Annotated in this window: 20 protein-coding genes and 1 pseudogene; 9 read left to right on the plus strand and 12 right to left on the minus strand. The window is 62.8% G+C overall.

What is annotated here, in order from left to right; translation table 11 throughout:
* Positions 1–64: 64 nt before the first annotated feature.
* The 3 genes from ampE to NTD88_RS17395 form a co-directional block, all read right to left on the minus strand.
* Complete coding sequence (gene ampE / locus NTD88_RS17385) at positions 65–898, minus strand: regulatory signaling modulator protein AmpE (protein WP_262128039.1); 834 nt, start codon at positions 896–898, stop codon at positions 65–67.
* A gap of 2 nt (positions 899–900) precedes the next feature.
* Positions 901–1461 carry a 1,6-anhydro-N-acetylmuramyl-L-alanine amidase AmpD gene (gene ampD, locus NTD88_RS17390; protein WP_262155672.1) on the minus strand — a complete coding sequence of 187 codons (561 nt, stop codon included), beginning with the start codon at positions 1459–1461 and terminating at the stop codon, positions 901–903.
* An 80-nt stretch (positions 1462–1541) separates the two neighbouring features.
* Positions 1542–3731 carry a DUF1631 domain-containing protein gene (locus NTD88_RS17395; RefSeq protein ID WP_262155673.1) on the minus strand — a complete coding sequence of 730 codons (2190 nt, stop codon included), beginning with the start codon at positions 3729–3731 and terminating at the stop codon, positions 1542–1544.
* Positions 3732–3985: 254 nt separating this feature from the next.
* Between NTD88_RS17395 and nadC the strand changes: the two genes are divergently transcribed.
* Positions 3986–4834 (plus strand): carboxylating nicotinate-nucleotide diphosphorylase, encoded by an 849-nt coding sequence (gene nadC, locus NTD88_RS17400; protein WP_262155674.1) that lies wholly within the window; start codon positions 3986–3988, stop codon positions 4832–4834.
* Between the two features lie 278 nt (positions 4835–5112).
* Positions 5113–6507 carry an amino acid permease gene (locus tag NTD88_RS17405; protein WP_262155675.1) on the plus strand — a complete coding sequence of 465 codons (1395 nt, stop codon included), beginning with the start codon at positions 5113–5115 and terminating at the stop codon, positions 6505–6507.
* Between the two features lie 60 nt (positions 6508–6567).
* On the opposite strand, the gene trxB is transcribed toward NTD88_RS17405, so the two are convergent.
* Positions 6568–7530: a thioredoxin-disulfide reductase gene (gene trxB / locus NTD88_RS17410; RefSeq protein ID WP_095158575.1), complete on the minus strand. Its 963-nt coding sequence runs from the start codon at positions 7528–7530 to the stop codon at positions 6568–6570.
* A gap of 135 nt (positions 7531–7665) precedes the next feature.
* Entirely contained in the window at positions 7666–8265 is a 600-nt protein-coding gene (locus tag NTD88_RS17415; protein ID WP_095158576.1) for a peroxiredoxin, read from the minus strand.
* A 259-nt stretch (positions 8266–8524) separates the two neighbouring features.
* Here NTD88_RS17415 and cysZ point away from each other — a divergent pair, with 259 nt between their 5' ends.
* Entirely contained in the window at positions 8525–9253 is a 729-nt protein-coding gene (gene cysZ / locus NTD88_RS17420; RefSeq protein ID WP_262155677.1) for a sulfate transporter CysZ, read from the plus strand.
* Positions 9254–9301: 48 nt separating this feature from the next.
* Here cysZ and NTD88_RS29270 read toward each other — a convergent pair whose 3' ends face one another.
* Together NTD88_RS29270 and NTD88_RS29275 are read right to left on the minus strand one after the other, a co-directional pair.
* Positions 9302–9730: a methyl-accepting chemotaxis protein gene (locus NTD88_RS29270; protein ID WP_371864332.1), complete on the minus strand. Its 429-nt coding sequence runs from the start codon at positions 9728–9730 to the stop codon at positions 9302–9304.
* Between the two features lie 108 nt (positions 9731–9838).
* Positions 9839–10615, minus strand: a pseudogene (locus NTD88_RS29275) (PAS domain-containing protein); the annotation flags it as partial.
* Positions 10616–10795: 180 nt separating this feature from the next.
* On the opposite strand from NTD88_RS29275, the gene NTD88_RS17430 reads away from it, so the two are divergent.
* Positions 10796–12013: a glycosyltransferase family 4 protein gene (locus tag NTD88_RS17430; RefSeq protein WP_095158579.1), complete on the plus strand. Its 1218-nt coding sequence runs from the start codon at positions 10796–10798 to the stop codon at positions 12011–12013.
* Here the strand turns inward: NTD88_RS17430 and NTD88_RS17435 are convergent.
* The 3 genes from NTD88_RS17435 to NTD88_RS17445 form a co-directional block, all read right to left on the minus strand.
* Positions 11982–13085, minus strand: a complete 1104-nt coding sequence (locus NTD88_RS17435) for an NADH:flavin oxidoreductase (protein WP_262155679.1) — start codon at positions 13083–13085, stop codon at positions 11982–11984. The genes NTD88_RS17430 and NTD88_RS17435 overlap by 32 nt on opposite strands.
* Before the next feature lie 153 nt (positions 13086–13238).
* Complete coding sequence (locus NTD88_RS17440; protein WP_095158581.1) at positions 13239–13721, minus strand: glutathione peroxidase; 483 nt, start codon at positions 13719–13721, stop codon at positions 13239–13241.
* Positions 13722–13867: 146 nt separating this feature from the next.
* Positions 13868–14353: a peptidylprolyl isomerase gene (locus NTD88_RS17445; RefSeq protein WP_095158582.1), complete on the minus strand. Its 486-nt coding sequence runs from the start codon at positions 14351–14353 to the stop codon at positions 13868–13870.
* Between NTD88_RS17445 and NTD88_RS17450 the strand changes: the two genes are divergently transcribed.
* The 3 genes from NTD88_RS17450 to NTD88_RS17460 are packed head-to-tail and all read left to right on the plus strand — an operon-like array spanning position 14322 to position 17674.
* Complete coding sequence (locus NTD88_RS17450) at positions 14322–14648, plus strand: DUF3565 domain-containing protein (RefSeq protein ID WP_095158724.1); 327 nt, start codon at positions 14322–14324, stop codon at positions 14646–14648. The two genes, NTD88_RS17445 and NTD88_RS17450, sit on opposite strands and share 32 nt — an antisense overlap.
* A 32-nt stretch (positions 14649–14680) precedes the next feature.
* Positions 14681–16777: a phosphate acetyltransferase gene (gene pta, locus NTD88_RS17455; protein WP_095158583.1), complete on the plus strand. Its 2097-nt coding sequence runs from the start codon at positions 14681–14683 to the stop codon at positions 16775–16777.
* Positions 16778–16780: 3 nt separating this feature from the next.
* Positions 16781–17674: an acyltransferase gene (locus NTD88_RS17460; protein WP_262155680.1), complete on the plus strand. Its 894-nt coding sequence runs from the start codon at positions 16781–16783 to the stop codon at positions 17672–17674.
* 99 nt (positions 17675–17773) lie between these two features.
* On the opposite strand, the gene NTD88_RS17465 is transcribed toward NTD88_RS17460, so the two are convergent.
* Both NTD88_RS17465 and NTD88_RS17470 read right to left on the minus strand, forming a co-directional pair.
* Positions 17774–18466 carry an OmpA family protein gene (locus NTD88_RS17465; protein ID WP_262130261.1) on the minus strand — a complete coding sequence of 231 codons (693 nt, stop codon included), beginning with the start codon at positions 18464–18466 and terminating at the stop codon, positions 17774–17776.
* Between the two features lie 95 nt (positions 18467–18561).
* A complete protein-coding gene (locus tag NTD88_RS17470; RefSeq protein WP_262155681.1) occupies positions 18562–19206 on the minus strand; it encodes an MBL fold metallo-hydrolase in 645 nt (214 codons plus the stop codon).
* 182 nt (positions 19207–19388) lie between these two features.
* Between NTD88_RS17470 and NTD88_RS17475 the strand changes: the two genes are divergently transcribed.
* Together NTD88_RS17475 and NTD88_RS17480 are read left to right on the plus strand one after the other, a co-directional pair.
* Positions 19389–20369 (plus strand): site-specific integrase, encoded by a 981-nt coding sequence (locus NTD88_RS17475; RefSeq protein WP_262155682.1) that lies wholly within the window; start codon positions 19389–19391, stop codon positions 20367–20369.
* 519 nt (positions 20370–20888) lie between these two features.
* Positions 20889–21086, plus strand: a complete 198-nt coding sequence (locus NTD88_RS17480; protein WP_262155684.1) for a hypothetical protein — start codon at positions 20889–20891, stop codon at positions 21084–21086.
* Positions 21087–21257: the final 171 nt, after the last annotated feature.

The following is a 21257-nucleotide window of genomic DNA, read 5'->3' on the forward strand; positions in this document are numbered from 1 at the left end:
TGTTCGTAATCTCTGTAGGAGCGAGCTTGCTCGCGATTGGCCGAAAATCGCCCCCCGAAAAACCTCACCCCAACACTGTCCACAAGGCAAAAAACGCATACCACAGCACAGCCGAACGCAGCAGCAACTCCCACAGATGATCCAGCCCCGCCAAACCTTCCGCGCCCACCGGCGCAGTGGCGGGCAGTTCTGCGGCAGCATGGCCAGCCATGTTGATCAGCCGTGGCGCGGCGATATGCCAGTTGAGCAGTTCGGGCAACATCACCCGGCTTACCGCGACAAAATTGCCCACCAGCGCAAAGCTCGCCGCCAGCACCCGCACCGGCGCCCAGTCGAACGCGTGGCGCAGTTGCCGGGCGCGCTCCTGCAAGGCCGGGTTGTTGGCGTTGTCGGCGGTCAGCGCCAGCAAACGATAAGCCAGCGCAGCGGCAGGCCCCAGCAGCACATACCAGAAGATCACCGCGAAAAAGCTCTGGCAGGCGTCCCAGAGCAGGTGGCCCTGAACCTTGTGCAGCAAGCTGTTTTCGTCGTCGGCGATCACCTTCAGGTCGCGCTCGGCCACATGCACCGCAGCCTGTTCGTCACCACGGCGCCAGGCATCGCGGAACGGGCCGAGCGACGCTTTCACATCACCCCGGCCCAGGCTGTAGATCAGCACCAGGACGTGCACCGGCAAGGCCAGCAGTCCGTAAGCCACCGGTTCCAGCACATGCAGCAGCAGCGCCAGCAGCGCCACCGGCAACAGCACGAGAATCGCCAGGATCCACCAGGGGTGGGTCTTGCCGGTGCGCTCCAGGCGCGCCAGTTCAGTCAGGAAAAAGCCGTCGCGTTGCAGGCGTGCGCGCAGGGCGGAGAATTTCTCCACCCACAACACCAGCAACAGCACCAGGAAATTCATCGTCAGTCCTCCTTGTCACGCAGGGCGGCGCGGTAGCGCGCCCAGTCGAACGCCGGGCCGGGATCGGTCTTGCGGCCGGGGGCGATATCGCTGTGGCCCTGGATGCCCTCGCCATCGAGGGCCGGCCAGGCCGCGCGCAATTGCCGGGTCACCTGCTCCAGCGCGCGGTATTGGGCATCGGTGAACGGCAGCTCGTCGGTGCCCTCCAGTTCGATGCCGATGGAAAAGTCGTTGCAGCCTTCACGCTCGCCGAAACGCGAGACGCCGGCATGCCAGGCACGGTCGAGACACGACACGAACTGGGTGACATGACCGTCGCGCTCGATCAGGAAATGCGCCGACACGCGCAGGTCCTTGATGGTCTCGAAAAACGGATGCTCGCAAGGATCGAGGCGGTTCTGAAAGAACGCCTGGACCTTGCCGGTGGCGAACTGCGCGGGCGGCAGGCTGATGTTGTGGATCACCAGCAGGGCGATCGCCTCGCCGTCGGGGCGCGCATTGAAATTGGGGGAAGGGCAATGGGTGACACCAGCAAACCAGCCTGTAGTGCGATCCAACTGCATAAAAAGTCCTGAAACACGAGGGCACCGCGCAAGTATGCCCCTAGCGGCAGCGTCTGTATCGTTAAAAAGTGGGTGATGGCTCAGTGCCGACGGCCCTGTAACTGGCTGACCACCGAGTCCAGCGCCCGGTCGAACAGCAGGCTGTCGTCCAGCAGCGTCACATCGCCGCGCTGCAGGGCCACGGCCAGGCCCATGGCGGTCCACTCGCGGACTTTCAGGCCGGTACGGTTGACGAACACATAGCGGTCGCTGTCGTCGAACAGGGCAATCAGCTTGCAGCGCAGCGGCTCACCTTCGTCGTCGAGTTCGATCCAGGTGCCCGCTTGCAGTTGCCCGACCCGCAGCAGCGCCGGGTCGTCCTCGGCGAGGTGCGCGTCGCTGTCGCCCGACGACCAGTCTTCAGGCCCGCGCAGATTCAGTTCATCGCGCACCAGCACCCGCGCGGTGGCCTCTTGCGCGTCGCCCTGCCCGCCCGACGGATCGAAGGCGCTGAGGTGGAGAACCTCCAGGCAGGCGAAGAATTCGCTGGTGGCGAACGGATCGAACGCCGCCCCACCCAGTCCCTCGCGCAGCGCCTTGAGCAAGCCGGGCACCCGCTCCAGCAAGCGCGCGCGGTCGTCGGCGTGCGCCAGCGGGCCAACGCTCCACAGCAGTTCATCCATGGTCATCAGGGCCTCGCGCCACGGCGTCGAGTCCTCGCCGTGCTTGAGCCAGGCCAGCAACAGCACCTGGCTCCAGGCATCTTCCAGCACCTGCACCACAATCCGCGGCAGGTACTGGCCCTGCAGGCGCGTGTTCAGTTCCTGCTGCACCCGACGCCGGGCCTGCTCGGTGCGAGTCCGGCCTTCCTCGGCATCGCGGGTGCGCTGCTCCAGCAACTCGCTGCGCCGGCGCTCGTCGGTGTTGAAGGCGAGGAAGTCGTTGAGCAACTCCGTGAAGATCGCCGGGTCATCGTTGAAGTCGTCCAGCAGCCGCTGCACCAGCATTTCCACGCGCTGATAGAGGCTGTCGCGCTGGTAGTCGTCGCGTTTGTCCCAGCCCATCGCGGCATCGGCCACTTCATTGAGCAGCCGTCGCGCCGGGTGCGTGGCGCGGCTGAAGAAGCGCTTGTCCAGCAGCGCCACCTTGAGCAGGGGGATTTGCAGGCGAGCGATCAGCACCCGCAACGAGCGCGGCAGGTTGCGGTCGGTGAGGATGAAGTCGAAGAGCATGGCGATCAGGTTGATCACGTCTTCGTCGCCCGCCTCGATCTGCCGTCCCTGCCCGCTCTGCACGCTGAGCCGGGTCAGCAGTTGTTCGAGGTGATGGCGCAGGTCGAAGTCTTCCGCCTCCAGCTCGGCGGGCACGTACTGTTGCAGGTGGGTCAATAGCCGCAGCAAGTCGCGGCTGTTGATCGGCCGCGGCGGCAGCCCGGCCGCGCGGCGCGGCGCCAGACGCCCGCGCTCGGGCGACAGCAGGGTCTGCAAGGACGAGAACACGGCCTGGGTGGTGGCATCGACCTCACCGGCCGGATTGTCCGTCTCATTGGCCGGGGCCCGCGTCTCCAGCACCGCGTGGTCCTGGGCGCGGCGCCGTGGCAGGGCCTTGAGTTCAGGGAGGATGCCGGTGGCGATCAATAACTGGTTGGCCTCGCTGTACAACTGGTCGGCCTCGCGCAGCACATAGCGCTCGAACAGCTTGAGCAGGATCAGCTTGACCTTGATCCCCACGCCAAGGCTGCGCCCGGCACGCAGGAAGTATTCACACAGCAGGGTCGGCCCCAGCGGGTTGTTGCGGTCGTTGAGCGGCTGCTCCAGCAGGCTGTTCAAGCGCAGGGTCAACTGCCCCAGGGCAACACCGTCCCGGGCCAGGACCCGGGCGACCATGGCGTCCACCGCCACCGTCCGTTCCAGCTCGTCGCGGGCGACCAGGCTCAGGGTGTCGTGGGCCGAGGTGCGCGCCGGCAGCGCGGCCAGCGGATCGCCGTGGCCGACCTCCATGAAGGCGGCATAGAAGCTGTCGAGAAAACCGCGCTCGATGCTGTTGCGCTTGTGGCGCAGGTCGCGCATGGCTTCGAAAAGCAGGTTCTGATCCTTGCTGCTGGCGGCCTTGTCGGCCATCTCGAACAGGGTGTCGTCGGCGTTGTCGAACAACGCCTGCAGCGCCAGGCGCAATTGCAACGCGGCCTTGTCACGCACATGCAGGAGGGCGACCGGCAGACGAGCGAGTGGCGCAGGCGACGCCTGGCTGGCGGCGCTTCGGAACAGCAGCACCTTCCCGTCTTTAGGCATCCCGAACTCCTTGCAAGGTGGATTTGGATAATCGTCAAAGCCATGACGCCAAATATTAGGCGCGCATTATCTTGAAAAGTTTCCCCGTCCGCCAGTGATTGACAGGCGCGAGATCAGCCATCTGTAGACCCGGTCACGGCGTGAAAGGCTCAACCCTCCCGACCAAAGGCGCGCCACGCCGCCGCCGTCGCCGTTTGCTGCACGCGCCACCCGGCCTGCCCTATAATCCCGCCACTTAGCTTGTGGAGCCTGTCATGCCGAACCTACGCCTCGCCGATCTGACTGCCGAAATCGAAGCCAACGTGCGCCGCGCGTTGCTGGAAGACGTCGGCAACGGCGACATCACCGCCCAGTTGATCCCCGCTGAACGTCTGGCCAAGGCCACCATCATTACCCGCGAAGACTGCGTCATCGCCGGTACGGCGTGGGTCGATGCGGTCTTTCGCCAGCTCGATCCGCGGGTCGCGGTGCACTGGCAGGTCCAGGACGGCGAGCGCGCCATCGCCAACCAGGCGCTGTTCCATCTGGAAGGCCCGGCCCGCTCGCTGCTGACCGGCGAGCGCAGCGCGCTGAACTTCCTGCAACTGCTGTCCGGCGTGGCGACCCATGCCCAGTCGCTGGCCGACAAAGTCGCCGATACCCAAGTGCGTTTGCTCGACACCCGCAAGACCCTGCCCGGCCTGCGCCTGGCGCAGAAATACGCCGTCACCTGCGGTGGCTGCCACAACCACCGCATCGGCCTGTTCGATGCCTTCCTGATCAAGGAAAACCACATCGCCGCCAGCGGCGGCATCGCCGAAGCGATCACCGCGGCGCGGCGCATCGCCCCGGGCAAGCCGGTGGAAGTCGAAGTGGAAAGCCTGGACGAACTGCAACAAGCGCTGGCGGCGGGTGCCGACATCATCATGCTCGACGAACTGAGCCTCGATGAAATGCGCGAAGCCGTGCGCCTGACCGCCGGCCGCGCCAAGCTGGAAGCCAGCGGCGGCGTCAACGAAAGCACCCTGCGGGTGATCGCCGAAACCGGCGTGGACTACATCTCCATTGGCGCCATGACCAAGGATGTGAAGGCGGTCGACCTGTCGATGCGGCTGAGCCTGTAATCCATCCCGGAATTCCCCCCTGTGGGAAGCTGGCTTGCCAGCTCCCATAGGGTTCTCCATGCCCGCCCTCCTCCATGTCGTAATCCGACAGCCCCGGGACGCAACCGGGTCAATTCCCCCGCAACCGCTCAAGGTAAGGTATTCCCGCCGGAACGCCTGACCCGGCCCATGACAACACGCGTAGAGGCACGTCCCTTGAAGCGGCTTCATCAGATTCCCTAACGCTTCGCGGCGTCGCTTCGTCTCTGCCTCCAATAATCCCTTCAAAAGAGCAGAGTATGTCGAGCCTGAACGACTCCAGCGGCGGACAACTGTCCAACGGTTTCAAACCTCGTCACGTCACCATGCTATCCATCGCCGGCATCATCGGCGCCGGGCTTTTCGTCGGCTCCGGGCACGCGATTGCCGCGGCCGGTCCCGCGGTCATACTGGCCTACCTGGCGGCCGGCACGCTGGTGGTGCTGGTGATGCGGATGCTCGGGGAAATGGCCGTGGCCAACCCGGACACTGGCTCCTTCTCCACCTACGCCGAAAAAGCCATTGGCCCCTGGGCCGGCTTCACCATCGGCTGGCTGTACTGGTGGTTCTGGGTGCTGGTGGTGCCGATCGAGGCGTTGGCGGCCGGCTATATCCTCAACCAGTGGTTCCCCGGGGTGGACACCTGGATCTATGCGCTGGCCTCGGTGGTGTTGCTGAGCATCACCAACCTGTTCGGCGTGGCGAAGTACGGCGAGTTCGAATTCTGGTTCGCCTTGCTCAAGGTCACCGCGATCGTCCTGTTCATCGGCTTCGGCGCCATGGCGCTCAGCGGCTGGGTGCCCGCCCATGAAGGCGCGGGGCTCATCAACCTGATGCGGGAACATGGCGGCTTCGCGCCGAACGGCATGGCGGCGGTGGTCGGCGCGTTCATCACTATCATGTTCAGCTTTATCGGCACCGAGTCGGTGACCATTGCCGCGGCCGAGTCGGGCGAGCCTTCGCGCAACATCGCCAAGGCCACCCGCTCGGTGATCTGGCGCATCGGCGTGTTCTACCTGCTGTCGATCATGGTGGTGATTTCCGTGGTGCCGTGGAGTGATCCGCAACTGGCAACCGTCGGTTCCTACCAGCGGGCACTGGAACTGCTGGACGTTCCCCATGCCAAGCTGATCGTCGACCTGGTGGTGCTGGTGGCCGTGACCAGTTGCATGAATTCCTCGATCTACATCGCCTCGCGCATGCTGTATTCCCTCGCCCGTCGCGGCGATGCGCCCGCGGTGGCGGCGCGAACCTCCGGCAACGGCGTACCGCGCACGGCGGTGCTGATCACCGCGTCAGTCGGTGCCTTCATTGCGGCGTTGAATCACTTCGCACCGGCCAGCCTGTTCGACTTCCTGCTGTCCAGCTCGGGCGCGATCGCGTTGCTGGTGTACCTGGCGATCGCCATCTCTCAACTGCGCATGCGGCGCCTGCACGGCGATGGCCTCACCTTGAAGATGTGGCTGTTTCCGTGGCTGACCTATGGCGTGATTGTGTTTATCTCGGCGGCGCTGGCCGTGCTGGTGGTAACGCCGGAGCATCGTGCCGAAGCGACCAGCACGCTGGTGCTGGCAATGGCGGTGTCGCTGGTGGGGATTTTCGTCTGCCGCAAGCGCGGCAAGGAGTCTGCAGCGGGGCTTGAGCGGGTCTACTGACAAACTGCGGGCAAACAAAAACCGCGAAGCGCCATCAGGCCCTTCGCGGTTTTTTTTCGATCAGAACGAAGCGTTCTGCAGGCCATCCAGGTAGCGCTCGACATCCAGCGCGGCCATGCAGCCGGCACCGGCCGAGGTGATCGCCTGACGGTAGACGTGGTCGGCCACGTCGCCAGCGGCGAACACGCCTTCGATGTTGGTGGCGGTGGCGTTGCCTTCACGGCCGCCGGCCACAACCATGTAGCCGTCTTTCAGTTCAAGCTGGCCTTCGAACAGCGAGGTGTTCGGGGTATGACCGATGGCGATGAACACGCCGTCGACCTTGATCTCGTCGAAGCTGCCGTCGTTGTTCTTCAGGCGGGCACCGGTGACACCCATGTTGTCGCCCAGCACTTCGTCCAGGGTGGCGTTGAGCTTGAGCTCGATCTTGCCTTCGGCAACCCGGGCGTGAAGCTTGTCGATCAGGATCTTCTCGGCGCGGAAGGTTTCGCGACGGTGGATCAGGGTCACTTTGCTGGCGATGTTGGCCAGGTACAGCGCTTCTTCAACAGCGGTGTTGCCGCCGCCGACCACGGCGACCGGCTTGTTGCGGTAGAAGAAACCGTCGCAGGTCGCGCAGGCGGAAACGCCTTTGCCCATGAACGTTTCTTCCGACGGCAGGCCCAGGTAACGCGCGCTGGCGCCGGTGGCGATGATCAGTGCGTCGCAGGTGTAGGTGCCGCTGTCGCCCTTGAGGGTGAACGGCTTCTGCTGCAGCGCGACTTCATTGATGTGGTCGAAGACGATTTCAGTCTCGAAACGCTCGGCGTGTTCCTGCATGCGTTGCATCAGCGCCGGGCCGGTCAGGCCATGGGGGTCGCCCGGCCAGTTGTCGACTTCGGTGGTGGTGGTCAGTTGGCCGCCAGCCTGCATGCCGGTGATCAGCAGCGGCTTCAGGTTGGCACGGGCGGCATAGACAGCAGCGCTGTAACCGGCAGGGCCGGAACCGAGGATGATGACTCGCGAATGACGTACTTCAGACATGACACGCTCCTGTCGGGCCGGCGATGCATTGCCGGCCCCGTAACGCCGGGATCACCGGCGGGAATAAAAAAGAACCTGCAAAGCACTTGGGGAAGGCTTATGGCTGCAGGTCCTGAAAACCGTTGAAGCGAAGCCTTACAGGCTCTTGGCGTTTTCCGCCAGGTAGTCGGCGACGCCCTTGGCGTCAGCCTTCATGCCTTTCTGGCCCGGACGCCAGCCGGCGGGGCAGACTTCGCCATGCTGCTCGGTAAATTGCAAGGCTTCGACCAGGCGGATCATCTCGTCGACCTCGCGACCCAGCGGCAGGTTGTTCACCACTTGGTGCTGGACCACGCCTTGCTGGTCGATCAGGAACGAAGCGCGCAGCGCCACGCCGTCATCGTGCTCGACACCGTAGGCACGGGTGATTTCGTGCTTGACGTCGGCGACCATGGTGAACTCGACTTCGCCGATGCCACCCTTCTCCACCGGCGTGCTGCGCCAGGCGTGGTGGGTGAACTGCGAGTCGATGGACACGCCAACCACTTCAACGCCCAGCTCGCGGAAGCGGCCGATGCGGTTGTTATGGGCGATGATTTCCGACGGGCAGACAAAGGTGAAGTCCAGCGGCCAGAAGAACAACACGACGTATTTGCCGCGCAGGGAAGAAAGCTTGAAGCTGTCGACGATCGAACCGTCACCCAACACCGCCGCCGCATCGAAATCAGGGGCTTGCTTGTTGACCAGAATACTCATGGGAACTCCTTGAAAAGCAGGGATTCGAAGGCGTTGAAAAAGAATGTGCGCACTGTAGCGAGGGGGCAAAGATTAAGGAAATATCCTTAAACAATCCACCTTATAGACTTGCTCTATATAGCCCTTCATCGCGTGGTTCTTTTCCTATGGGCGACTTTTCCGAGGATTTGTTACAGCCCGTTGCGCCGCTTCCAGGCGGCTTTCGTCGCGTCGGCAAACTCGGTAAGGTCGGCGCGTTTTCCATCGCTCGGAGCCTTATATGCAAGCCCCTGTCCTTTCCGGTCCACAGTACCTGCGCGAGGGCCTGAAACTGGTCCTGAGCCCCGGATTGCGGTTGTTCGTGCTGCTGCCGCTGGCGATCAACCTGCTGTTGTTCGTCGGCCTGATCTATCTCGCCGGCCATCAGTTCAGCCTGTGGGTCGATGCACTGATGCCCACCCTGCCGAGCTGGCTGAGCTTTCTCAGCTATGTGCTCTGGCCGCTGTTCGTGGTCCTGGTGGCGCTGATGGTGTTCTTCACCTTCACCTTGCTGGCGAACATCATCGCCGCCCCCTTCAACGGTTTTCTCGCGGAAAAGGTCGAAGTGGTGCTGCGTGGCAAGGATGAATTCCCGCCCTTCAGTTGGGGCGAACTGACCGCCATGGTGCCGCGCACCCTGGGTCGCGAAATGCGCAAGCTCGGCTACTTCGTGCCGCGCGCGCTGGCGCTGTTCATTCTGTCGCTGATCCCGGTGGTGAACATCGTTGCCGCGCCGCTGTGGCTGCTGTTCGGTATCTGGATGATGGCGATCCAGTACATCGACTACCCCGCGGACAACAACAAGATGAGCTGGCAGGACATGCTCGCCTGGCTGCGGCAAAAACGCTGGCAATCGCTGGGGTTTGGCGGGATTACCTACCTGGCGCTGATGATTCCGTTCGTGAATATCCTGATGATGCCGGCCGCCGTGGCTGGCGCCACGTTGTTCTGGGTGCGCGAGCGCACCTGATCCCCGCCATGGCCGGTGCCTTGCGCACCGGCCATCGTTCTCCCGCCCTTACTTGAGCTGGTTGGAGAACTGTCCTACCGCATTCACCACTTTCTGCGCGCCGTCCTGGATCTCGACGATCACCGTGCCGGTCTGCCCGGCCAGGGCCAGGCCCTGTTCGGCCTGACGCTTGCTGCTGTCGATGATGTCCACCGCGGCCTTGGCCAGTTGCTCGTTCTGCTGCACCACGCGGGCGATTTCCTCGGTGGCGCTGCTGGTACGCGAGGCCAGTTGGCGGACTTCGTCGGCAACCACGGCAAAGCCGCGGCCCTGCTCGCCGGCGCGGGCTGCCTCGATGGCGGCGTTGAGCGCCAGCAGGTTGGTCTGGCCAGCGATGTCGCTGATGGTCTTGATGATCGAACCGATGATCTGCGACTGCTTGTCCAGCGCTTCGATGCCGCTGGCGGCGTCCTGCATGTAGGTTTCCAGCCCGCGCATCACTTCCACGGTCTGGGTCACGACTTCAGTGGCACGACGTGCACTCTCATCGGTGGCGACCGAGTTGCTGTAGGCGATATCGGCCGCCTGCGCGACCGCGTTTTCCTGGTTGACCTGCTCGGTGATCACGGTGGCGAACTTGACCACTTTGTAGAGCACGTCATGGGCGTCGATGATCGGGTTGTACGAGGCCTCCAGCCACACGGTACGGCCATGGGCATCGATGCGCTTGAAGCGCTCGGCGACGAATTCACCGCGACGCAGCTTCTCCCAGAACGCCTGGTAGGTGGCGGAGTTGTACTCTTCCGGCTCGCAGAACATACGGTGATGTTTGCCGCGCACTTGCTCAAGGGTGTAGCCCATGGTGCGCAGGAAACGGTCGTTGGCGTTGAGCACCTCGCCATTGAGGTTGAACTCGATCACCGCGGTGGAGCGCATGAGTGCCTTGATCAGGCTTTCGTGCTCGCGGGAGCTTTCGATGGTGCGGGTCAGGTCGCTGGAGTGCAGGGTGAAATACTTGACGCGGCCATCGCTGTTTTTCACCGGCTGCAGGATCGAACGCAACCAGGCTTCCTCGCCATTGCCCCGCAGCAGGCGGAAAGCACCGTTGAGGTGTTCAGCACGGTTGATTGCATGGCGCATGCGCTGATAGAAATCCAGCGGTTTGACGTGATCGGGGACGATCTCCTCGATATGCCGACCTAGCAGTTGCGAACTGTTGTACAGCATCTCTCTTTCGAAGTTGCCATTCACCGACTCGATGCGCCCGTTGGGGTCTAGTTGAAGCACCAGCATTTCACTGTCGAGGCTGCCTTTTACCTGTTCCAGGGACATCAGTTCTTCGCGTAATTCGAGAACTTCTTTTTTCAATTTGCTGTTGAACATCAACGCTCTCCTGGAGCGAAATCGTCATTCGGAATGTCGCTTTTATCGGCTGACAGGTGGCCATTCTTGAGCAGTAAAACCGGGAATATTTCGCGGTCCGGAAACGCTAGGGATCGGGCGTCACGGATACGTCACCAGAATGTCATACCGGCGCAATTTGGTCGCCGGAGACTGGCCATCATGACAACACTCCCGCTGCATATCACCCTAATCAGTGAAACCTTCCCACCGGAAATCAATGGCGTGGCCAATACCCTTGGTCGCCTCAGCGAAGGCCTGCGCCAGCGCGGCCACCGGGTCGAGCTGGTGCGCCCGCGGCAAAGCGATGACCCGCCGGGGCAGGCCGACAGCGACCAACTGCTTTGCCGCGGCTGGCCGTTGCCCGGCTATCCGGGGTTGCAGTGGGGACAAGTGTCGATGCACAAGCTGCTGCGACGCTGGCGGCGGGACCGGCCGGACGTGCTCTACATCGCCACCGAAGGCCCGCTTGGCCTGAGCGCCTTGCGTGCCGCGCGGCGCCTGGGAATTGCCGTGGTCAGCGGCTTCCACACCAATTTCCAGCAGTATTCCAGCCAGTACGGCCTGGGCTTGCTGGCCCGCGCCCTGACGCACTACCTGCGCTGGTTCCATCACCGCACCCACAGCACCCTGGTGCCCAGCCCGAGCCAACGCCTGAACCTGGAACGCCGCGGCTTCGAACGCCTGACGCTGCTGTCTCGCGGCGTCGACGGCTGTCTGTTCAACCCGGCACGACGCAATCCGGCCTTGCGCGAACAGTGGGGCCTGGGCGAAAACGATATCGCCCTGCTGTATGTCGGCCGCCTGGCCGCGGAGAAAAACCTGGGCATGCTCGGGCGCAGCCTGGAAGTGTTGCAGCAGAAATATCCACAGCGGCGCATGCGCCTGGTGATCGTCGGTGACGGCCCGCAATGGGCGGCGTTGCAGGAGCAATTGCCGGATGCGGTGTTCTGCGGCCCGCAACGCGGCGAACACCTGGCCGAGCACTATGCCTCTGGGGATATCTTTCTGTTTCCGAGCCTGACCGAAACATTCGGCAATGTGGTGCTGGAGGCCCTGGCGTCAGGGTTGGGCGTGGTTGCCTATGACGAAGCCGCGGCGGGCCAGCATATCCGCCACGGCCATAACGGCGCGCTGGCGATGCCCGGCGACGCGGCCGCCTTCATCGACGCCGCCTGCTGGCTGCTGGAGGACCGCGAGACCCTTCGTCGGGTCCGCCTCAATGCCCGCCAGCACGCCAGCCGTCAGGGTTGGCCGACGATCATCGAACAGTTCGAAGAACACCTGCGCGATGCCTGCGAGCCGCTGCATCCCGAGCAGACGGCCCACAGCGACCGGAGCGTGTTGGTCAAACCAGGCTCGTCAGCGCCTCACGGCTGAACGGCAGGATCTCGGCTTCCCGGCCATCGCGTACCTTGGCGGCCCAATCCGGGTCCACCAGCAGCGCACGGCCGACCGCCACCAGGTCGAACTCCTCGTTGTTCAGGCGCTGCAGCAGGTTTTCCAGACTGGCCGGCTGCGCCACTTTGTCGGTGTCCACCATGAACTGCAGGAACTCGCCGTCGAGCCCGACGCTGCCGACCGTGATGGTCGGCTTGCCGGTAAGCTGGCGGGTCCAGCCGGCCAGGTTGAGCGGCGAGCCGTCGAACTCCGGCTCCCAGAAGCGCCGGGTCGAGCAATGGAAAATGTCCACGCCGGCGTCGGACAGCGGCTTGAGGAAAGCCTCCAGCGCCTCGGGCGTGGTCACCAGGCGCGCGGTGTAGTCCTGCTGTTTCCACTGCGAGAAGCGGAAGATGATCGGGAAATCCGGACCGACGGCGGCACGGACGGCCTGGATCAGTTCGATGGCGAAGCGCGAACGGCCGGCCAGGTCGCCGCCGTATTCGTCGTCGCGGCGGTTGCTGGTTTCCCAGAAGAACTGGTCGACCAGGTAACCGTGGGCGCCGTGGATTTCCACGCCGTCCATGCCGATGGCCTTGGCGTCGCGGGCCGCCTGGGCGAAGGCGGCGATGACGTCCTGGATGTCCTCGTGGGTCATACCGTGGACCACTTCCTGGCCATCCTTGAGTTTCTCGCTCGGGCCATAGCCCGGCACGCTGGCATCCGGCTCGGTGCCGATGCGGCGCACGCTACCCACGTGCCAGAGTTGCGGAACAATGCGCCCGCCCTCGGCGTGCACGGCCTCGACCACCTTCTTCCAGCCGGCCAGGGCGTCTTCACCGTAGAAACGCGGCACGTTGGGGTAGCCATTGGCAGCCTTGTGCCCGACCGTGGTGCCTTCGGTGATGATCAGGCCGACACCGGCCGCGGCGCGGCGACGGTAGTAGTCCACCACCTGGGCGTGGGGCACGCCGCCGGGGCAGAAGGTGCGGGTCATCGGCGCCATGACCACGCGGGTCGGCAGCTCCAGGGCGCCCAGTTGGAAGGGGGTGAACAAGGGGTTGGCGGACATGTGGCGCTCCGTGGGGTGGCAAGAGCGCTTGAGGATAGGGTGGGGTTGAGGGAGGGCCCAGTACTATTGATTTGGGTGATTTTGCGGTAAAGGTCTGATGGTGGTCCTGGGGGCCTCATCGCTGCGGTTCGGCGCCCCAAGGCCAGCAAAGACTCAGGCCAGCGCCTTCTCGATCGCCTGCACCACCGTCGGATCATCCGGCGCGGTCCGCGGCGAGAAGCGCGCCAGTACGCGCCCGTCCTTGCCCACCAGGAATTTCTCGAAGTTCCAGGTGATGTCCCCCGGAAACTCGGCGCCTTCGCCCGCCAGCAGCCGATACAGCGCATGCCGATGCGGCCCGTTGACCTCCAGCTTGCTGCCCAGCGGGAAGCTCACACCGTAGTTGAGGCTGCAGAACTCGGCGATCTCCGCCTCGCTGCCCGGCTCTTGCCCGGCGAACTGGTTGCACGGCAGGCCCAGCACATTGAAGCCCTTGCCCTTGTACTGCTGATAGAGATTTTCCAGCGCGGCGTATTGCGGTGTCAGACCACACTTGGAGGCGACATTGACTACCAGCACCACCTGCCCCTTGAACGGCGCCAAGGACAGTTCCTTGCCGTCCAATGCCTGCAACTTCAGGTCGTGAAATGCACTCATGACGTACTCCCCTCTACAGATCCCTGCCGGTCACCGCACGGATGCGGCCCACTAAAAAGGCGCCCGGCCTGCCGCATGCCCCCTTGCGGGTTGCACGACGGAAGGGCCAAGGCGCCTTCGCGACTTTCTGAGCTTAGCGCAGAAAATCAGTGGTGATGGCCACCTTCGCCATGGACGTGGCCATGAGCGATTTCTTCTTCGCTGGCATCACGGATGCTGACGACCTTGACCTTGAAGTTCAGGCGCTGGCCAGCCAGTGGGTGGTTGCCGTCGACGGTAACGTCGTCGCCGTCCAGGTCGCGAATGGTGACGATCTGCATCTGGCCATCCGGCGCCGAAGCGTGGAACTGCATGCCAACTTCCAGTTGGTCGACACCTTCGAACATGCTGCGGTTCAGGGTGCTGACCAGCTCGGCCAGGTATTCGCCGTAAGCGTCTTCCGGCTCGATGGTGACGTCCAGCTCTTCATCGGCGCCTTTGCCTTCCAGGGCTTTTTCCAGGCCCGGGATGATGTTGCCGGCACCGTGCAGGTACACCAGCGGGGCGCCGCCGGCGGAGCTGTCGATGACCTCACCAGCGTCGTTGGTCAGGGTATAGTCGATGGAGACAGCCTTATTGGCGGCAATCAGCATGGGGCGAGACCTTTTGCATAAGAATGTTGAGCGAGCAAGTGTAACCAACGCCTCGCCTGAAAGCGAACGCAACCCGGACAGACGGGTCAGCCGGATTACCGGGTTTCATCAGGACGAAGACGGCCACTGGGTCGCCGAATTGTCCTGCGCTCACACCCAGCACCTGCGCCACCAGCCGCCGTGGCAATCGCGGGCCTGGGTGCTCGACGCCGCCGAGCGTCAACGCCGCATTGGCCAGCCTTTTGCCTGCGGCTGGTGCGCTCAGGGGGTCGATAGCGATACCCTTGTCAATTGACTCTTTTGCACAGCTCATTTCGAGAAGCTCGCATGCAGACTTTTTTCATCGCGCCGACCGACTTCGGCGTCGGCCTGACCTCCATCAGCCTCGGCCTGGTCCGCACGCTGGAGCGGGCTGGCCTGAAGGTCGGCTTCTTCAAGCCGATCGCCCAGCCGCACCCCGGCGACACCGGCCCTGAACGCTCCACCGAACTGGTTTCGCGCACCCACGGCCTGAGGCCGCCCAAGCCACTGAGCCTGGGCCATGTCGAGCGCATGCTCGGCGACGGCCAACTGGATGAATTGCTCGAAGAAATCATCACCCTTTATCAACAGGCCTGCGTCGACAAGGACGTGCTGGTGGTCGAAGGCATGGTCCCGACCCGGCACGCCAGCTATGCCGCGCGGGTCAACCAGCACCTGGCCAAGAGCCTCGACGCCGAGGTGATCCTGGTCTCCGCGCCGGAAAACGACGTGCTCGCCGAGCTGTCCGGCCGGGTCGAGTTGCAGGCGCAACTGTTCGGCGGCCCCAAGGACCCGAAAGTCCTCGGCGTGATCCTCAACAAGGTGCGCAGCGACGACAGCATCACCGAGTTCGCCCGCCGCCTGCGCGAGCACTCGCCGTTGCTGCGCAGCGGCGACTTCCGCCTGCTCGGCTGCATTCCGTTCCAGGAAGGGCTCAACGACCCGCGCACCCGTGACGTCGCCGACCTGCTCGGCGCCCAGGTGCTCAACGCCGGCGACTACGAAACCCGGCGCATGAACAAGATCATCATCTGCGCCCGCACCGTGGCCAATACCGTGCCGTTGCTCAAGCCCGGCACCCTGGTGGTGACCCCCGGCGACCGCGACGACATCATCCTCGCCGTGAGCCTCGCGGCGATCAACGGCGTGCCGCTGGCCGGCCTGCTGCTGACCAGCGACAGCAAGCCCGACCCGCGCATCCTCGAACTCTGCCAGGGCGCCCTGCTTGCCGGCCTGCCGATCCTCTCGGTGAGCACCGGCTCCTACGACACCGCCAACCAGCTCAACGGCCTGAACAAGGAAATCCCGGTGGATGACCGCGAGCGCGCGGAAATCATCACCGACTTCGTCGCCAGCCACCTGGAAGCCGACTGGCTGCACCAGCGCTGCGGCACGCCGCGGGAGATGCGCCTGTCGCCGGCGGTGTTCCGCTACCGGCTGATCCAGCAGGCCCAGGCCGCCGACAAACGCATCGTCCTGCCCGAAGGCGCCGAGCCGATGACCGTGCAGGCCGCCGCCATCTGTCAGGCCCGCGGCATCGCCCGTTGCGTGCTGCTGGCCAAGCCGGATGACGTCCAGGCCGTGGCCCGTGCGCAAGGCATCACCCTGCCGGAGGGGCTGGAGATTCTCGACCCGGACCTGATCCGCGAGCGCTACGTCGAACCGATGGTCAGCCTGCGCAAGAGCAAGAGCCTGAACGCGCCGATGGCCGAGCAGCAACTGGAAGACCCGGTCGTGATCGGCACCATGATGCTGGCGCTGGACGAAGTGGACGGCCTGGTTTCCGGGCTGGTCCATTCCACCGCCAACACCATCCGCCCCGCCCTGCAACTGATCAAGACGGCGCCGGGCTGCAGCCTGGTGTCGTCGGTGTTCTTCATGCTCTTCCCGGAGCAGGTGCTGGTGTACGGCGACTGCGTGATGAACCCGCACCCGAGCGCCGCGGAACTGGCGGAAATCGCCCTGCAGAGCGCCGACTCCGCCGAAGCCTTCGGTATCGCGCCGCGGGTGGCGATGATCAGCTATTCCAGCGGTGATTCGGCCAGCGGCGAAGAAGTGGAAAAGGTCCGCGAAGCGACCCTGCTCGCCCAGGAAACCCAGCGTGGCCTGCTGATCGACGGCCCGTTGCAGTACGACGCCGCCGCCAACCAGGATATCGCCCGGCAACTGGCGCCCAACAGCCAGGTGGCCGGTCGCGCCACGGTGTTCGTGTTCCCCGACCTGAACACCGGCAACACCACCCACAAGGCGGTGCAGCGCAGCGCCGATTGCGTCAGCCTCGGGCCGATGCTGCAAGGGCTGCGCAAACCGGTAAACGACCTGCCGCGGGGCGCCCAGGTGGACGACATCGTCTACACCATCGCCCTGACCGCAATCCAGGCCAACCGCTCGATGGACGACTGACCCATGCTCGCTTCCCTGCCCGCGCCAGTGCGCGGAGTCATCGCCTCACTGCTGCTGGGGCTCAACACTATTGTCTGCTGCACGCCGTTGTTCATCGTCAGCCTGTTCAAGCTGTGCCTGCCGCTCGCGGCGGCGCAGCGGATCACCGACGAACTGATGCGGCGTATCCACGAAACCTGGATCAGCAACAACAACGCCTGGATCAATCTGATCGGCAACACCCAATGGCAGGTCGAGGGCCTGGCCGGGCTGGACTACCAGCACAGCTACCTGGTCACCAGCAATCACCAGAGCTGGGTCGATATCCTGGTGCTGCAATACGTGCTCAACCGGCGCATCCGGCCGCTGAAATTCTTTCTCAAGCAGGTGCTGATCTGGGTGCCGGTGATTGGCCTGGCCTGGTGGGCGCTAGGCTTTCCGTTCATGAAGCGCTACAGCAAGGCGTACCTGGACAAGCACCCGGAAAAACGCGGCAAGGACCTGGAAACCACCCGCAAGACCTGCGCGAAATTCCGCGGCAAACCCACGGCGATCTTCAACTTCGCCGAGGGCACCCGCTTCACCGCGGCCAAGCATCGCCAGCAGCAGTCACCGTTCAAGCACCTGCTCAAGCCCAAGGCCGGCGGCATTGCCTTCGTGCTGGATGCGATGGGTGACCAACTGGAGTCGATCATCGACGTGACCATCCACTACCCCGAGGGCGCGCCGGGGTTCTGGGATCTGTTGTGCGGACGGGTGCGGCGGATCGTCGTGCAGTTCGAGGAACTGGCGATTCCAGAGGATTTCCTCGGTCGCAGCTATGACCAGGATGAGGTGTACCGGGCGGAGTTCCAGCGCTGGATCAACCGGTTGTGGGAAGTGAAGGATGGGCGGTTGGAAAAGTTGAAATCGCGTTGAGAGCATCGCGACGGTTCGGCGCCCCGACAAGCTCGTTCCTACAGGTGTTGCATATCCCTGTAGGAGCGAGCTTGTCGGGGCGCCGAACCGTCGCGAAAATCACTGATAATTCTGCCCGGGAATCGGCTTCAGATTCACCTCGACCCGACGGTTCTGCGCCCGCCCATTGGCATCGGCATTGCTCGCGATCGGCTGGTCAGGGCCCATGCCGCGCACGCTCACCCGCGACGAATCCACACCCTGCGAAGTCAGGTAAGTGCTGACCGCCTGCGCGCGACGCTGCGACAGGTCCATGTTGTGCTGGCGGCTGCCGGTGCTGTCGGTGAAACCGACGACTTCGATGGTGTTCTGGTTGAACTGCTTGAACGAGTTCGCCAAGTTGTTCAGCGGCGAATAGAAGCTCGGGGCGATGTTCGCCGAGTCGGTGGCGAAGGTGATGTTGCCCGGCATGATCAGCTTGATCTGGTCACCCTCGCGCTGAACTTCAACGCCGGTGTTGGCCATGCTTTCACGCAGCGCGGCTTCCTGGCGGTCGGCGTAGTAGCCGTAGCCCGCGGCGGCTGCGCCCACTGCGGCGGCGCCGATCAGCGCGCCCTTGCCGCGGTTGTTGTGGTCGATGGCGGCACCGGCGATGGCGCCGGCCAGTGCGCCCAGGCCGCCGTACTTGGCGGTTTTGCTCATCCCTGTGGAGCCTTGTGCCTGACCCTGGTTGTCATAGGGATTCTGGCTGGCACAGCCGGACATCAGGGCGGCGGCGGTAGCGACGATAATCAAACGACGCATGGTTAACATGGACAAGCTCCTGCAGTAATTCGTATAGGCAACGGACGCTCTTGGTCCTCTGCCAGCCTTGGAACGCGGCCGGGTGGAAAAATTCCCCGCGGGCATCAGGCCCGTACGAACGGGTTCTGGCGCATTTCCTCGCCCAGGCGGGTGTCGGGACCATGCCCGGCAACCACCGTCGCCTCTTCATCGAGGCTGTACAACCGCTCTCTGATCGAACGAACGATAGTCGCCTGGTCGCCGCCCCACAAATCGGTGCGGCCAATTCCACGACGGAACAAGGTATCGCCCGCGATCAACAGCTTGGCGTCGGCGAACCAGAAACTCATCGATCCCGGCGTATGCCCTGGCGTGTGCAATGCCACGCCGCAGCCACAGGCCAGTTCCTCGTCATCCGCCAGCCAGCGGTCCGGCGAAGGGACCGGGACATAGGGCACGCCGAACATGCGGCACTGCATTTCCAGGTTGTCCCACAGGAACTGATCGTCCTTGTGCAGGTGCAGGGTGGCGCCGGTCTTCTCTTTCAACTGCCCGGACGCCAGGAAGTGATCGAGATGGGCGTGGGTGTGGATGATGCTGACCACCTTCAGGCCGTGGGCGTCGAGGCGTTTGATGATCAGGTCCGGGTCGCCACCCGGGTCGACGACAATCGCTTTCTTCGTCACGGGATCACCAATGATCGTGCAGTTGCACTGCAACGGACCGACGGGGAAGGTTTCGCGGATAAGCAGGGGCTTTGCGGCGTCCATGGGTGTTCCTGTAAAGTTAATGGCACATTTTTGGCACAGTGCGAAAAGCGATGGCAACGTTTAGGAAGAAAGGCCCCCACCAATGGCACGCTCAAATCAGACGTAAAGGGTGACCCCAACAGACACGCACATTCAATACCCAGTTAGAAGCAAAAACCTGGGCAACGATGTTAGAGCGGGAAATGGATGCCGGCGTATTCGTCAGCCGCAGCGAAGCCGAAGCGACCTCATTCGCTAGCGCTCTGGAGTTATACGCCAAGGAGGTGACCAGCAAAAAACGAAGCAGTGCATCCGAGCTGTCACGTATACAGGCCATGCAGCGCCACTCTCTGGCCCTTCGCTCGCTTGCCAGCATTCGCGGTTCCGATATGGCGAGTTACCGTGATAGTCGCCTCGAAGAGGGGCTGGCCCCCGCCACCGTGCGCCGCGAACTCGCCTTGATCTCTCACGTATTCACCATCGCCCGCAAGGAGTGGCGCATGGAGTCTCTGACCAATCCGGTCGAACTCATCCGCCAACCAAGCGTTGACGACTCACGCGAGCGACGAACTCTCATCTCTGATGTATGGACGCAAAAAGGCGGGAAGCTGCTGTACGAGCACGTAGACGAGCTCGAAATGATTTGCCGCTACTCTCGCTCGACCGAGCTACCCAAAATCATGACTTTCGCAGTAGAAACAGCGATGCGCCGCAGTGAAATAACTGGCTTGCAAAGCGCTAACGTCAATCTAGAAAAGCGAGTTGCTCTGCTGCCGATGACCAAAAACGGCTCTTCCCGCGGCGTTCCTCTCTCCAGCAAAGCAGTGGACATATTGAGTAATCTTGGTGAACGAGAAGATGGCCGCTGTTTTCGGAGCAGGCCCGACTCAATCACCAAAGCATTCGCGAATGCTATCGCCGATGTACGCAACGCCTACACGGCAGGTCTGTCCCTTCATCTCAAAAATAAGAAACTCTCACAGGACAATATCGACAAACGCATCAAGGCCGATCCGTTCCTGAAAGATTTACGTTTTCACGATCTACGCCATGAGGCAACCTCGCGTCTAGCGGAAATCTTCCCGCTGCACGAACTGACCAAGATCACTGGCCACCAGGATACGCGCATGCTAATGCGCTATTACCACCCCAAAACGGAGGACTTAGCCAAGAAGCTCACTTAGCATTCAAATTGTTGATCATAAGTTGTCTAGTGATACCTAAAGCCCTCAGGAGAAGTAGTCGCGGTAGGGATGCCAATTACCTACCACCCTCTCGCATATAGTTCCGTATGTGCGGAACTACCGCATACAGCTCCAGCCTCAGGTATTTGACGCGAAGCGATCCTCAGAGCACGGGTGTGAATTCTTGGGACATGGAATATTGAAGTCAGCGAGGCGTCCGTAGCAACCATTGAAGCCGATTACAAACGTATACGACGCTCACCGCGCCGCACTGCACTGCACTGCACTGCACCGGACGGTCCATTCCGGAGGGTTTCCAGTACCACCAATGCGCTGAGCCACGACGATCTGATCAAGCTTAGAACCTGCATAATGCAGCGCTCGACACTGGTCCTTGTCACGGAGAAGGCAGCACCTTCTACAGCATGCCGTGATGAGCGAAGTAGAGCCCTGTGAGGCCTGCATCTATCGCACTGTTTTGTATCCTTAAAACGCAGTACATTTGCAGTGAAATGAAGAGTGAACTGCGCCCTGAAACGCCCAAAAAACCAAACCCTGACCATCCGAACCACGGCTGACATGAAGCATCTGCTGCGAATGAGTGCCGAAAAAGAACACCGCTCTACCATCTCGATGATGGAGGTGCTGATGCTGAACTATGCGCAAGAACATGGCCTGAAGGTCGATCCCGCGCAGGAGAAAGCCGAAAAGAAATGAAGTGCCCATAGTCTGCAGACAGTTGAAAGGGCAAGAACGATAGCTATCGGTTGAAGAATTGCAGACTATCTCAGGATTAGGTGAGACACCGTGTATAAGTGGATCAGCGAGGAGGGTATGCATACTCATAAGATGGACGCCTTGGGAAGTTCAAGAAATATGAAGTAGATG

Source organism: Pseudomonas sp. 20P_3.2_Bac5, from assembly GCF_025466035.1.
GTDB lineage: Bacteria > Pseudomonadota > Gammaproteobacteria > Pseudomonadales > Pseudomonadaceae > Aquipseudomonas.